Source organism: Desulfobacterales bacterium (genome assembly GCA_030066985.1).
Taxonomy (GTDB): Bacteria; Desulfobacterota; Desulfobacteria; order Desulfobacterales; family JAHEIW01; genus JAHEIW01.
The window spans coordinates 207,293-221,140 of sequence record JASJAN010000002.1 but is presented as its reverse complement, the minus strand read 5'-3'; the positions used below and the strand labels follow the sequence as shown (position 1 = coordinate 221,140).

Annotated in this window: 7 protein-coding genes; 3 read left to right on the top strand and 4 right to left on the bottom strand. The window is 51.2% G+C overall.

What is annotated here, in order from left to right:
• Positions 1–144: 144 nt before the first annotated feature.
• From QNJ26_01760 to QNJ26_01745, 4 genes are all read right to left on the bottom strand, one after another.
• Positions 145–6,276, bottom strand: coding sequence for an MG2 domain-containing protein (locus tag QNJ26_01760; GenBank protein MDJ0984240.1), 6,132 nt, complete (start codon positions 6,274–6,276; stop codon positions 145–147).
• 750 nt (positions 6,277–7,026) lie between these two features.
• Positions 7,027–7,524 (bottom strand): hypothetical protein, encoded by a 498-nt coding sequence (locus tag QNJ26_01755; protein ID MDJ0984239.1) that lies wholly within the window; start codon positions 7,522–7,524, stop codon positions 7,027–7,029.
• A gap of 226 nt (positions 7,525–7,750) precedes the next feature.
• Positions 7,751–9,130 (bottom strand): DUF1501 domain-containing protein, encoded by a 1,380-nt coding sequence (locus QNJ26_01750; protein ID MDJ0984238.1) that lies wholly within the window; start codon positions 9,128–9,130, stop codon positions 7,751–7,753.
• Complete coding sequence (locus QNJ26_01745; protein ID MDJ0984237.1) at positions 9,130–10,668, bottom strand: hypothetical protein; 1,539 nt, start codon at positions 10,666–10,668, stop codon at positions 9,130–9,132. The genes QNJ26_01750 and QNJ26_01745 overlap by 1 nt, the downstream gene beginning before the upstream one ends.
• A gap of 613 nt (positions 10,669–11,281) precedes the next feature.
• Between QNJ26_01745 and QNJ26_01740 the strand changes: the two genes are divergently transcribed.
• From QNJ26_01740 to QNJ26_01730, 3 genes are read left to right on the top strand one after another with little or no spacing between them, the layout of a single operon-like run.
• Positions 11,282–12,034: a hypothetical protein gene (locus tag QNJ26_01740; protein ID MDJ0984236.1), complete on the top strand. Its 753-nt coding sequence runs from the start codon at positions 11,282–11,284 to the stop codon at positions 12,032–12,034.
• Entirely contained in the window at positions 12,031–13,203 is a 1,173-nt protein-coding gene (locus tag QNJ26_01735; GenBank protein MDJ0984235.1) for a M48 family metalloprotease, read from the top strand. The genes QNJ26_01740 and QNJ26_01735 overlap by 4 nt, the downstream gene beginning before the upstream one ends.
• Positions 13,196–13,804, top strand: coding sequence for a hypothetical protein (locus QNJ26_01730; protein MDJ0984234.1), 609 nt, complete (start codon positions 13,196–13,198; stop codon positions 13,802–13,804). Before QNJ26_01735 ends, QNJ26_01730 begins: the two co-directional genes overlap by 8 nt.
• Positions 13,805–13,848 lie beyond the last annotated feature (44 nt).

The following is a 13,848-nucleotide window of genomic DNA, read 5'->3' as shown; positions in this document are numbered from 1 at the left end:
CTCACCCTGTGAAATCCCCCACCCTTTGGTATAATCATCCGTTTATGGCCCGATTCGTTTTCACCCCAAGGCGTTGATGGTTCATATCAAAAGCAAATACAATAGGTTGCCAGCCACTGGGTACATCGGTGGTCGCCAAGGATCCTATTGATCTCGGATGACCAGCTTAATTTCATCTGAATTGGCCTTCAGCTCCGGTGCATACATGGCATATGCCCTAGTGGGCAACGCACTGAATTTACCAGGGATCTCCGCCCGCAGCCGATAGCTGACGCTGTGCCTGCCGCGTGCCAGTCGGCGCACAAAAAAGGCCACCTTCTGATCGCGAAATTCCACATAGGCGCCCATTTCATTTCCGGTATAGCCGCTGCGCACCTCAACGGGTTCAAAGCCGGCGGCCTTCATGTCCTCAAAGACCAGGTATTCATAATCGTTTTTGCTGTCAATGAGCAGCTCAACTTCAACCAGCTCGCCGCTTTGCAAGACGGCCTTATTTTTAAGCGGCTGACGTTCGTATTTTTCCACCCGGCGGTCAATTACCTGCCCGCGCGAGCCGACATCTTTAATTTTTTTGTCGATTTCTGTTAGGCGAAACACTCGGCGCTCAACTTTGATCTCCAGACCTTCTTTGGTGATAAAGTCTTCCAGGGAAAAATAATCCAGATAGGCATTAAAATAGATCGGACCCCGGCCTGATTTTTTCAATGTCAAAGACTGGGTGCCACCCGGAATCTGTTTGCCTTCCAGCACCCATTTGTTGTCAAAGGTAAACAGGTTCTGGGCATTGATCCGGACGGTTTTTACTTTTTGGTCGTTAAAAAAGAGGTCCAGGGTTAGATCCGGTGCAGCCTCACCGCTGGCGGCCAGATAATCGGCAAACGCTTCCACGATCACGGCCGTATCCCGGGTACTGTTCCAATAGGTAGCATGTTTGCGATTGTTGAGCAGATATTTGACCAGGCCGGGCGCTTTCTTACCGGCCGGATCGGTGCGCGCCAACAGCTTCAGATAATAGGCGTGGGCCTCGTATTCGGAGCCGTACCAGTACCACCAGTAATGGTGGTTGGGAAGGTCCAGGTAAGCCGTTTGATTCTCGTCATCAATGACCAGAAACTGCTCGATATTTTTAATGACCATGGCCAGCTTTTCATGATCCTCGACGGTGACCAGCGCCAGAGCGTACATGGCTTTGGCATATACCGCCAACCGTTTGCGATCACGATACAGGTACGCACGCATCGTTTGATTTTCGGCCGCTGCATCGGTCAATACCATGTAGACAAAAGCATCCAGGTTGTCGGCCTGGGATTTTCCTTTCTTGCGGGTGCGGTCCCAAAGCCGCAGGCGCTCGATTTCTTTGGCCTGATAGTCTTTGAGCCACTGAATGCCCCGATCGATAACCGTGTCGGAGATGGTCACCCCGTTTTGTCGGGCGATCTGCAGCCCATGAACGACCAGGGCGGTGGTGTGGGGATAGGACCGCTCACCGTAACCGCTAAACCAACCCCAGCCGCCGTCGGAAAGCTGCATGGCGATCAGGCGCCTGACCCCGGCAGTGATCATGGCGGCCACTTCATCCGCGTCAAACACCGGGTTGTGGTCATAGCGTTGCCACTGCGCGGCCCGCCGGGTGTCGTCACCGATTTCCTGGGCATTTAAATTGGTGCGTTTGTTTTGAATATCGGCCAGATCAACCCCCATGCGTTTTAAGGTTTGCTGGGTGATCACCGTCGGTAAAAAGCGGTTTAAGGTTTGTTCGGTGCAGCCGTAAGGATAACTGACCAGATACGGCAGGGCATCCACCATAGCGCCGGCCAGAGTAGGTGAATAGCGCAGCTCCAGGCGGGATTGGTCCACCCGCCGGGCGGCGGGCACCTTAAACAGAATCCGGGCCTGGGTCTGATCGTTGCGGATGACGCCACTTTTGGGCACCTGCTTGACCATGCCGTGGACGTAGACTGGAAAGCGCATCTGCATGGCATCGGATTCTTCATCGGTGAGCGCCTGCATGCTCACCACGGCCTCACCTTCTTTGATGACTTTAACACGCCAGTCTACGCGTGTTTCGCCGTTGGCGTCGACAAAGACCGATTGGGTTTGTTGCTGGCCTTTGATCAAGACCAGGCAACCGCTGTCCAGTTCCAGTGAAACCTTAGCAAATTTGCGCCGTTTTAGATAATTGTGAACGTTGGCCGACAGCACGACCTCATCGGTTTCCACAAAAAACCGGGGGGCCTGCAGGCGCACAATCAAATCCTTGCGGGTCACCAACCTGGCTTCCCCCTGGCCGACCTGGGTGCCGTGCCCCATGGCCCATACTTTGGCCTGCCAGCCGGTCAGGTTTTCAGGCATTTTAAAGGCAACCGCTGCCATCCCCTGGGCATCGGTGGTGATGTTGGCTGACCAGAAAGCCGTATCGGCAAATTGGGTGCGCACCTCGGGTTGGGCCAGGTCTTCGGGTGCTGCAGCCTGACCCTCCTTGTCGGCGAACCGGTCGGCCGCATGCATTTTAGAATGTAAAACGGGTGCGGCTTCACCGGCCTCGGCCGGCGCCGGGGCTCTGGCAACTCCTGCCTCAAGGGTCGCCTGGGAGCGGGCTTTTTTATGTTCGTCCCGTGTTCCCTTTCCAGGCGTAACGGGCTGCATGAGATTTCCGAAGACGCCGATGGGCCTCATGGGGGTTTCATCTTTTTTAAGCAGGTTGGCAAACCAGCGAGTGAGATTGGATTCTCGATAGGATTGATGCTGACGCCGCCATTTCCAGAAAAATGAGCGAATCTCGGGTACATTGGAGCCGCCGGAAATATATTCGACGGCGCGGTCATAAACACTGATGACCGCTGAGCCCTGAAAGGGCTCACCATTATAATCGGTTAGCTGAACCTTGAGTTTAGCGGTTTGGCCGGGCCGATAATCTTGATGGGCAGGTGCCACGCTGACGCTCAGTACCCTCTTTTCGGGAGGCACCACAATTTCACGGATCTCGGTGTGCACCTTGCCGCCATATACCGTAAACGCCTCTACAAAAAAATTGGGCATATCCTTTTTTGAAATCTGTATCGTTTCCCGGGCGCTCTTACCAACGGGTGTGATGACTCTGGGCGCTAAATAGATGCCGTTTACCGGGCGCACAAACAATACCACCGTAGCACCTTTTTGATCCGTATTGATCTGCAGCCGGACCGTGTCTCCGGGCGCATATTCGGCTTTGTCGGCGATGAGTTCGATCTTGGCAAATCGGTAGCCGGCACCGTCATCGCCCGCACCGCGCACCGTAAAAATGTAGCCCCCTTCGATGGCATGCCCTTTGGCATCGCGAACGCTATAGGACAACCGGTATTGACCGGAACGGGAAGCCTGAATCTGCATGCCGGCTTCGCCCTGCTCGTCGGTGTTCAAATCCCAGCTAGCCACTTCGTCTTCCCGGGGTTGATCGTTTGGGTAGGTAATGCGCAGCAGCTTGAGCCGTCCCTTTCCGCTAACCGGGCTCTGGCTGAGGGTCTGGGCTTTGAAACTGGCCCGGATCGTATCGCCGACTTGGTAGTGGCCGCGATCCAACCAGGCATATACCTTAAACGGTTTGCGGGCCACCAGCACCTGGCCCTGTCCGACGATCGTTCGCCGCGACTGATCCCGTACCTCGGCTTTGATGGTATAGCGTTGGTCGCTGTCGCCGTGGATCAGTTTTGCCAGGGCAGTATCGATGGGAATACGGACCGTGCCGTCGGGGCCGATGTCAACTTCACCATCGGCAACGATTTCCGGCGGCTGTTGGGGCCAGTGCGGCCACCAGCTCCAGATCGGCCTGAGGCAGCCCCATTCCTGCCAGCCCGGGTACCAGGGGTAGTCATAGGCATACCACCAGTAACCGGGTCCATAAAACCAGTCCCAGTAAAATTGCGGATACCAGCGGCTGTCGTGCACGGTTCGCAAGACTTTGTATTTGACCCTGGCTTCGGTGACTGCAGAGCCGAAGTAATAAGCGGCTTTGATGGTCGCGGTGATTTTTTCGCCCAGCATGATCGGTTCTGTGGGGGCTTCCACACGGACCTCAAATTCAGGTTTTTTGTATTCTTCCACCCGAAAGGTCTGCCCGCCATAGGCGCTGCTGCGCCCGTGGGAGATGCGATAAACACCCAATGGGGCTTCAGGCGGTATGTTAAATTCTCCCGCGATGCCCCCATAGGCGTCGGCTGTCAGGCGTTGCGAATAGATTTGTTCGCTTTTGGGATTATGAATACGAACCGTAAAGTGCTGGCCGGCAAAGCTGGACGTATCCTCCTTGTCATAGCGGGCGTGCCGCACCCAGGCTTTGAACTTTACCGTTTGGGCCGGTCGATACACCGGGCGGTCGGTCATGATCAGGGTTTTGGTCTGGTTGTATCCACTATCATAATAATTTGGATACCAGACATTTGAAAAACCCAAAAAGGCCAGGCGGCCCTGCCGCGTGGTTGCAGTTGCCAGCCAGTTCATATTTTGAGCCATTTGGTCCGGCTCGACAATGACCAGACCGTTGGCGTCGGTAACCTTGTTTAACTCCCGGTGAATGACCCGGTAGCGATTGGTTCCTTTAATCGAACGGGTGCGGTAGCCGAAAAATTCAAGGTCAACACCGGCCAGGGCTTTGCCGCTGACTGCGTCGGCGACATAATACAGCATCTGCTGCTTGAGCGGCTTTTTAACGATAACCGTATCGCTTACCCAGATGATGATGCGGGCAATATTGCCGCTTTGCATCCGGGCGGTTACCAGATAGGCACCGGCCTTTTTAAGGGCATCGGGAAATTCAACGCTGACGTGCCGGTCCCAGTGACGCACGTCAGGCTCCAGGGCCAGTTTCCAGGTTGCCACATGCTGACCGACATAGCGGGTCTGGTTTGCATTGACGATGCGCCAGCCAATGTTGTTGAGATTGATGCGTTGCCAGTCCAGTCGCCGTTTTTCAGAGCGGATATAGGCCTTTACATCTTCAAGTAGCCGCTTGACCCGGATACGCTGGGCGCTGAATGTCACCATGCGGCCGTTGCGATAGCGATAATCAACCCGGGGGGTTGTGCCGGCAGGCTGTGTACTGCTGGATTCAAACATACCCCAGTTTTGGGTGATTTGATCAATTCGCTTTTGGGCAGCGGAGCGGTTGTATGTTTTGTACCGTTGCCAGTAGTGTCCGGCGCGATCGTATTGCCTCCGGTTTTCATGGATTTGAGCCAGCGCCCGGGCGGCATTTGCGGCCTGGCTGCTGTTGTGACCATCAAGGATCTGCTTATACAACTGAATGAAATTAAAACCTGCGGGCAGATCAAAGCGGCGGACGCCGACCGCCAGTCTGGCGATGGTTTCTTGATCGTTTAAAGTGTGCACGGCATATGCGCCGCTTTCATCTTTCTGCTTCGTTTCCTTATTAAAGGGGCGCCCGCGGCCGTAGAGAATACCGACATTTGCCAGGGTTTGAACACCAAATTGCTGGTGTAAAAAAGTGGCCCAGGTGTTGTCGACACTGGCTTTGAGCGTCGGATCCAGTGCCACCGCTCTGGACAGCAACCAGCGCCAGCGCTCTCCATCAGAGACCGCGGATGTGAAATTTTTTGGAATGTGATGATAAATCGGCTGACCCTCAGCATCCACCGGGGCGAATACGGTGCGCCGGCCATAGGCAGGTCCGTAACCGGGCGCATAGTCCGGCAGGCGGTTCAGATCGGTTAAATACTGCAGGCGCCAGGACTGGTTGGTTCCGCGCTGCTGCTGAACGATCTGGGCAAATGCCATGTAAAACTGGGCCACTTCCGTTTTTTGCGGATCTGATTCAGCCGGCGCCATGGCCAGCTGCAGAAGCTGCATGGCGCGCACCCGGTCGCGGGCAACGGCGTTGATATATTTCCCACCGCCCCGATGATGACCCCGCCGAAATTCTCCGGCGATCATATAGCCCCAGTGGGTGTTGTGGCTGTAGCTGCGGGCTGCAGCCAGTAGCAAACGCCAATTGGCCGCATGTTGCTCAATGACCGCTTCACGGTATTCGTCCAGCTGGTTTAACTGTTTGAGCTGGCGTAGGCACTGCCAGGCCTGGTTAAAATCCGGCCCAACCATTTTGGGGTCAGCGTCGGTGTCCAGACTCAGTTGGCGATACAGCTCAAAGGCATCCCGCCAGTTGCCATCGGCATAAGCTTTTTGGGCCTGTTTGCGAATTTGAGGGTGGGCGATGTCTGCAGCCCCGACCGGTGCGGCGATCAGCAAAAGCAGCGCTATATAAAAAAAGATATGGATCCGTTTCATGGAATAAGCTCCCGGCTGTTTTGGTATGCATTGGATGTTGGTTTTTAAGCTCATGCTAAAATTTTATAAGCGACGGCTGCGGCAGTCAATATTAGGAGAGTATCTTTTACACAACTTTTACTTAAAGTGAGCGTTTTAAATTTTAAAAAATCTAATTAAAGTATAAGGAATTCTGTCTTTTTAATTTTTAAAATTTAAAACCCCTATGGGGCTTGTCGATCTTACTGCATCTACTGTGTTAGATGGCGTTCCGCATAGTAGACTATAGCGGAACACCATCTGCCTTGTAGCTGCAGCAACCTCAACAAGCGCTCACTTTAAGTATTACCTAAGCTGATCGTTTCAAAATAAAAATAGGAGGGATCTTTTTTTAAGGAATTCTATCATTTTAATATTTTTATTTTGAAACCCCAAGGGGCTTGTCGATCTTACTGCATCTGCAGTGTTAGATGCCATTCCGCATAGTAGACTATAGCGGAACGGCATCTGCCGTGTAGCTGCAGCAACCTCAACAAGCGCTCAGCTTAGGTTCCAAATTTGAGCGTTTCGAATTTATAATTTTATTTTCATTAACAAATACGAATTATTCTGGAATTTATTAATATAAAAACCGGTCTTAAAAATAGTAGATAACGTTCAAGGGCAAGGCGAAAACCGATTCAAAAGTGGAGCATACACGCTAGTATTCGAGCATTTTGAATCGGTTTTCAACACAGCCATTGGGCGTTAGATGCATTTTTAAGGCCGGTTTTAAATGTTGTTTTTGAGGAAGTGAATCATCTCTTGAAGTTTAACGCTGATAATCGGCCAGAGCTGCCAGGTCAGAAAACCAAGGGATAACAACAATAAGATGATTACCAGAATCATGGTTAAGCGGCGGACGCCGTTTTTTTGAGGCTTTACCTTAATTGGTGGCGGTGTGATTTCACCAGCTGATGCGGGATCTGAGTCAAAGGAAAAATCCGGTCGACTCTGGACAAGTGCCGGTTTTTCCGGAACCGGTTTTTCGGTAATGTGGGGGATAAATACGGCGGTCGCTCCACAATTTTGAAATGCCTCGATGAAGATGGCCGCTTTTTCCGCCTCAATATCACTGCTCAGCTCATAAGGCGGATTCCTGACCTTCTGGGTCAATTCGATGGCGGACGCCGTTTTTGCAAATTTTAACAGCAGCCGAACAACCTTTTCTTCAGCTTCTCCGGCCGGCACTGCTTTTAGAATCAGTTTTCCGCGCTCGGTGGTGTCCATGATGAAAAAGCCTTTCTTGCTGCTGGGTTTGTTATGCCAGATGTCGTTCTTTTTTATTATAGCTTCTTTTATCAAAGAAAGTCAAACCCTTACAAGATCAGGCGGGGGTTGAAAAAATCAACCCCCGCCTGGCTTTTGTTTCATTTAAGATCTTGATTCAGCGGCTCATTATTGACAAAAGGCGGTTTCATTTGCCGGGTCATTGGGCGCTTAATTCGTGCTCCGGCTAAACTCGTTCATCGGGTATGTTGTCAGATTCATCAATGGCTGGCTCACCGGTCAACACCTCAGGGTTTTGCACCCCGAAATATTTAAATATTGTCGATGCAATTGCAAAAGGCTCGCACTGGTAGCTGTCATCGGTCGGTGAAGTAAATTGCCGATTTTGAAAAGCCGTTCCAATACGTTGGGTTTTGCCAACCAGTTTTCCCAGGGCGCGACCGGGAATGTCAGCGCCTCCGAAGGTATACAGGTTCTGGTTGTTGCCGTGGTCCCACCCCTGGGAGTCGTTCACATTCACATTTCGGCCAAAGTCTCCGAATACATTGATGACGATGTTGTTGGCTTCCATTAGTGCCAGATGCCGGGAAGCCACTTGCAGGGCCCCCATCAGTAGCTGAATGCGGTTTGGATAGCGGCTTAGCGATTCGGAATGATCATCCCAGCCACCCAGACCCCCGCTGCCCAGGCTGATAAAAACACTTTCCGGGTTCTTGATCGCCAGGCTGACAGCTGCCAGCAGCCGGTTGCCGAAATTGGTGTTGGGGTATTGAAGTTTTTGGCCGGTGGACGGATCCACGGGCAGGTCTTCAATGATTTTTGCACTGTTAAAGCTGCTTTCAATAAAATCTGAGAGCTCGGCCCGTTTGATAAATGCGCTGTTGACTTTGTCAAATTGCGGGAACAGGTTCGACTCACTTTGGGCCAGATCCTCCAGTTTTTGATCATTGGCGGCGTTTAAAAAATTATTGTCAGAACGTGCATAGGGGTTGTTGAAATTGGCATCCAGGGACAAGGGCTTTAAGGTCTGGGGTATATCCAGATCTCCGGAACTGAAAACCCGCGAATCGCCCTCAAAACTGACAAATGGCAGCCGGAGCTCATCAACCGCCTTGCCGAAAGGATTAAAGCGCTCGAGAACTGCCGCCAGGGTGGTGGCAATACCGGGGTTGGACAAATCCAGGTTGCCCAGCAGATTCTGGGCGATACATCGGCCGTGGCCTTTGTTATCGTCTTTAATTCGGTTGATGGTGCGATACAGCGACATTTCACCGCTGGCTAGCAACTGCTCCATAATATCGCCACCGGCGCTGCCCCAGAGGTTATTGGCAGTAATATCGTTGTTAGCGATATTCGGATTCAGGCTGGACGGATAAGGATTTTGCGAATTGGTGGCAATTTCTTCGATGTTGGTCAAATTGCCGGCCAGTTCCGAAGGCCCACCGTATAAAAATATATGAATAATTTGGGGGACCATCGCCGGTGCATTATAATTGAGCGTATCGGGAAGGGCTGCCTGGGCTTCATGCCTACAGACCAGCGGCGGTATTGCCAAGGAAAGGCCTCCGATGGTGGCGACTTTTAAAAATTGCCTTCTGGAAATCATTAGGACACCTCCTTTTCAAACGGCCGGGTGTGATAGAGCTCTGATAGTCGGGATATATAATCCAGGATAATCATGGCCTGCTGCCTTCGGCGATCGTTACGGTTAAAGCCCTGATCTGCGATGATGGACTTAAGCTCGTCGAGTTCTTGCTGGCGTGCATTGCGCGATAAAAGGGCCAAAAATAAATAATGATAAAAGTCGTCCTGCAGCAGATCCACCTCGATAAACGAGTCCTGCCAGCCGCCGTCTCGGTCATTGTCAGGGTTGCCTTTGCGGTCGATCAGCAGTCTTTCCCGAACCGCTTGATGATAAAAGGCAAAGCTGAGTGTATCTAAAGGTACCCGGGCCCGGCGGCCCAGTTTATAGGTCAGGGCGGACTGATTCATGTTGTTGAGACTGGGAAAACTGGTATTACTGGTCTGCCGGTTGATGTACCGAAAAAAGCTTTCATTGGCGTACCAGTCCATCTTTTCAGCCAGACCGAGGAAAATTTCTTCGAAGGACTTCGGTCGTTCAACATTCATTAGAAATTCTTTTGAAAAGAGGATGTCTTTGAAAATATCATTAAATGTGACGGGATTACCGTCGATGATATCTTCGACTATTCTGGCCTTGTCTTCCGGCATATATCCGTAAAAGAAAACGTCTACCAGCGCTGCTGCCACGGTGGGGATCAAATCTGCATGACCGGCTACGGCCTGGTAAAACTGAGTGCAGTCGACAACGGTGGTATCCAGGATTTGAACCGGTTCCGTATTTACTTCAGGGCCAATGACCAGCAGATATTCATCGTCTTCTTCTTCCAGTGACCAGTTCTTGCAAGCCATGGCAGCCAGCGGCACCTCGGCATCGTTAAAGCGCTTTAAAAATATTTCCATCATTTCCCGGGTATTGTCTTCCGGCGAGCGAAAACGGCGCCAGTTTTCCTGGGATATCATATGGTCATATACAATCTTGCGAATCGAGTTGTCCTGTCGAATTCCAGCCAGCACACGCTCAAAGACGCGCCGCGCATCCTCATAGGCAACGGTATCCAGCTCAACCGCCGGAGAAAACAGGATGGTGTTGGTTAATTGATAGGCCATCCACAACTCAAAATAATTTTTGCTCAAAGGGGTTTCATAAAGCAAGGCCAGTTGATATTGAATCGGTTCCTGCTTGTCGTCGAATTCATATTTTTCGTTGATCAGATTGCGAATCTGGCTTTCATTGATTGGTTTGGAAAGGTCCTTTTCAATTTTGGACACATAATTTTCTTCCGTTTCAAGCGCCAGGGCCGACACACCGTTGCCCATATCGAAAAATTCGTCCGGGGCCACGCCTTTAAATAGAGCGCCCAAGGCTTTGTTGGAGACCCCCAATTTGTCTTCTTCGCTCAGCGCATTGTAATCCTGATCTGCAAAACTTTGCAGGCCGATTTCTTCTTGCGAATCACTGCCGAGGCCGTCGGAATCGCCCGATCCGCTGCCGCCACCACCGCTGCATGCAGCCATCAATATCATTAGGATGAGAATTATTGGTAAACGCGTGTTGATCATAGCCACCTCCTTTTTGGTAACACCCAACCTGCCGTTGCACCCGAATCTCCTTTTTAAGATCTTCGCGTGAAGCGCGAACGGGATACCACGCGATGGCAGGTGTTGATCGCTTTTTATTGCTGCCGTTAGGTTGAATGACCTTCACCGGTTCGGGAGATCCGATAAAGTTTCCTAGTAGATCTGTGTTCTGCTGGACAAAAAGAATATGCAGATCATGCGGCTTGAGGTGGGGGCTTCCCTTATTTAGGCCTTGCAGACAACGTATTGGGGAGCTAGTCAAAGCAAAAGGCATACCACAAATGAGGACAATCAATAATACTCATAAATTCGGCTGTTTAATTTTTTATCACATTTTCTTGACTGCAAACCAGATTCTGAAGATTATACTTAACCATACAGTTGCAGTATCTTTACGTGAACAGGGTGTTGATGTAAATTCGCGGCAGGCGCTTGTTTGTAGGCAGGCCTCTGATATTCATTTGACCGCCGTATGATTCTTTGATAAAGTAAAATTACTCACCTTCTCTTTCCACAAACCGAAAAACGCCGTTAATTGTGCTTGTTATAGTGGATTCATTTTTTCCTGGAAATTTAACCGAAGGGAATCAAGGTAATGAATACTACAAGTACGTGGTCTAGAGTTTTTTCTATTTTTGCCCGTCTGATCCACACCGCTTTCAAATCAGCCATCTTATGCGTTTGTTTGGTCTGCGTTGGTTGTGCCACCGTCAGCTATAAAGCAAACCCGGAGTCACCAGAGTTGCCGCCCAATGCGCGGGTTCTTTTGATGCCCCTCGATGTGCAGCTGTTTGAACTCACCGCTGGCGGTCTTCAGGAGCCCAAAGCAGATTGGACGGCGGCGGCCGAAATCCACATGCACACAGCACTGAAAAAGGTATTGGCGGACAAAAAAGATACCGTGCTGCTCTACGAACCCCCACAGGATGATCCGGAAAAAAAACGCCTTAATCAACAGCTGCTGAAACTGCATGAGGTGGTCGGGGGAACCATTTTGGTGCATACCTATTTTGCGGGCTTCAACCTTCCGACCAAAAAGGACAATTTCGATTGGAGTCTGGGCAGCGGCGTCCAGCGCATTAACGAAAGATACGACGCCGACTGCGCGCTGTTCATATTTGTAAGGGACAGCTATGCCAGTGCCGGCCGAAAAGCGGTGATGGTACTGGGGGCATTGGCCGGTATTGGGGTGACCGGCGGCGCTCAGAGCGGTTTTGCCTCCCTTGTTGATCTTGAAACCGGAAATGTCCTGTGGTTTGGCCGATTATTCAGAACTACGGGTGATTTGCGAACAGAAGAGCCGGCCCACGAAGCGGTAATGCAGCTTTTATCCGAGATACCGTTATGACCAATAAGTTTTTAAACCTCTGGATTCTGGCGGTTTGCTTGATCTGTCTGTCCTGTGCCACCACTTCGGTGCCGAAGATCAAACCCGGTGAAACACCGGCTCCGGAAACCGATGAGGGCGGTCTATGGATGATGATGGATCGCATGGAAGAAAATTTAAAGACATCCGGCCGCATCGAAACCGACCCTGCGCTCAACGCTTATGTGCACCGCATTATTTGCAAACTCGAGCCCGATTTTTGTGACGACCTGCGCTTTTATATTGTCAAAACACCCCATTTTAACGCCATGATGGCCCCCAACGGCTACATGGAAATCTGGACCGGTCTGATGCTGAGAGCCCAGAACGAAGCCCAGCTGGCCTATGTGGTGGGTCATGAAATCGGCCACTACCAGGAGCGCCATTCACTGGAGCGCTGGCGAGCTGTGCGCAATACCACCACCGCTCTGGCTTTTGTGCGGATTGCGGCTTCAGCCGCCGGTGCAGGGTATGCCGGCGACATAGCCTCTTTCGCAGCCCTTTTTGGCCTTCTGGCTTACAGTCGGGATCAGGAGCGCGAATCCGACGACATCGGTATTGATCTTATGGCGGATGCCGGCTATGACGTCCATGAAGCGCCCAAAATATGGCAGGCATTAATCGAAGAACATGATGCCGCCGAACACCCCGAGCAATTCATTCTTTTTTCCACCCACCCCACTTCCTCCGAAAGGGTGGAGACCCTGCAAAAAATGGCCGACGTGCTGGAATCCCATGGCATCTACGGGCAATCTTTTCAAAGTGAGTATTTAGCTGCCATCCGCCCCTTTCGGGGCCAATGGTTAAAAAATGAATTGCGCAAACGGGATTATGCCGCCAGTGAGGTGGTGCTCAAGCATTTGCTCATCGCCGCCGACAATGCCGGAGAGTTGTATTTTTATCAGGGTGAACTCTATCGCATGCGGGCCCAGGAAGGCGACCTCGAAAAGGCCATTGCCAGCTATCAAAAGGCCTTAAATTATGACCATTACCCGCCCGTCGTCCTGCGGTCTCTCGGATTGCTGTTCTGGAAGACCCAAAAAATCGAGGATGCTAAAGAATCATTTAACAATTATCTGGTGGTAGATCCGGCTGCGCCCGATGCTGAAATGGTCAAATCCTATTTAAAGGAGCTTGAATCAAATGAGTAACAACAAACGCCTTATCCTGTTGGCAATGGTCTTACTTTTAAGCGCCTGTGCGCATTACACCCGGGTGGAGCCGGCCAAAAGAGACATGGCCGGTGGCAGTTATCATGTTGAGCCGCAAATTACCTGGAATCGGGCTACCCAGGGTAAGGTTGAAATCTGGACGGTCGACGGCCCTGCCCTGGCAGCCGTTCATTTTTTCAATGGCATCGCTGATGGGGAAAACCTGTACCCTTACTACGGAAAAGCGATACGCAAAGCAAAATTACCCAAATTTCAAGACGATATGACGGCCAATGAGGTGCAGGAGTTTGTGGTTGACAGCATGATGGCGCCCTATCCCCAATCACTGGTGGGGCCCAATATGATCGGCACCAATGTGCAGTCGTTTAATTTGAGACCCTTTACCTTTGGCAGCCAAAACGGATTTCGTTTCCAGCTTACTTTTCTATCCAAGCAAGGCCTTGAATATGAGGGGTTTGCCGTCGGGACGGTTAAAGACCAGCGGTTGTATTTAATCTGCTATTCGGGCGCACGCGAATATTATTACCCCAAATATAAAAATACTGCCGAGCAGATCATCGCATCCATTCAAATGCCTTGAAAACGCTTTCAGGCTAAATCAAAAACAAAGGCGTCCGTTTGAAT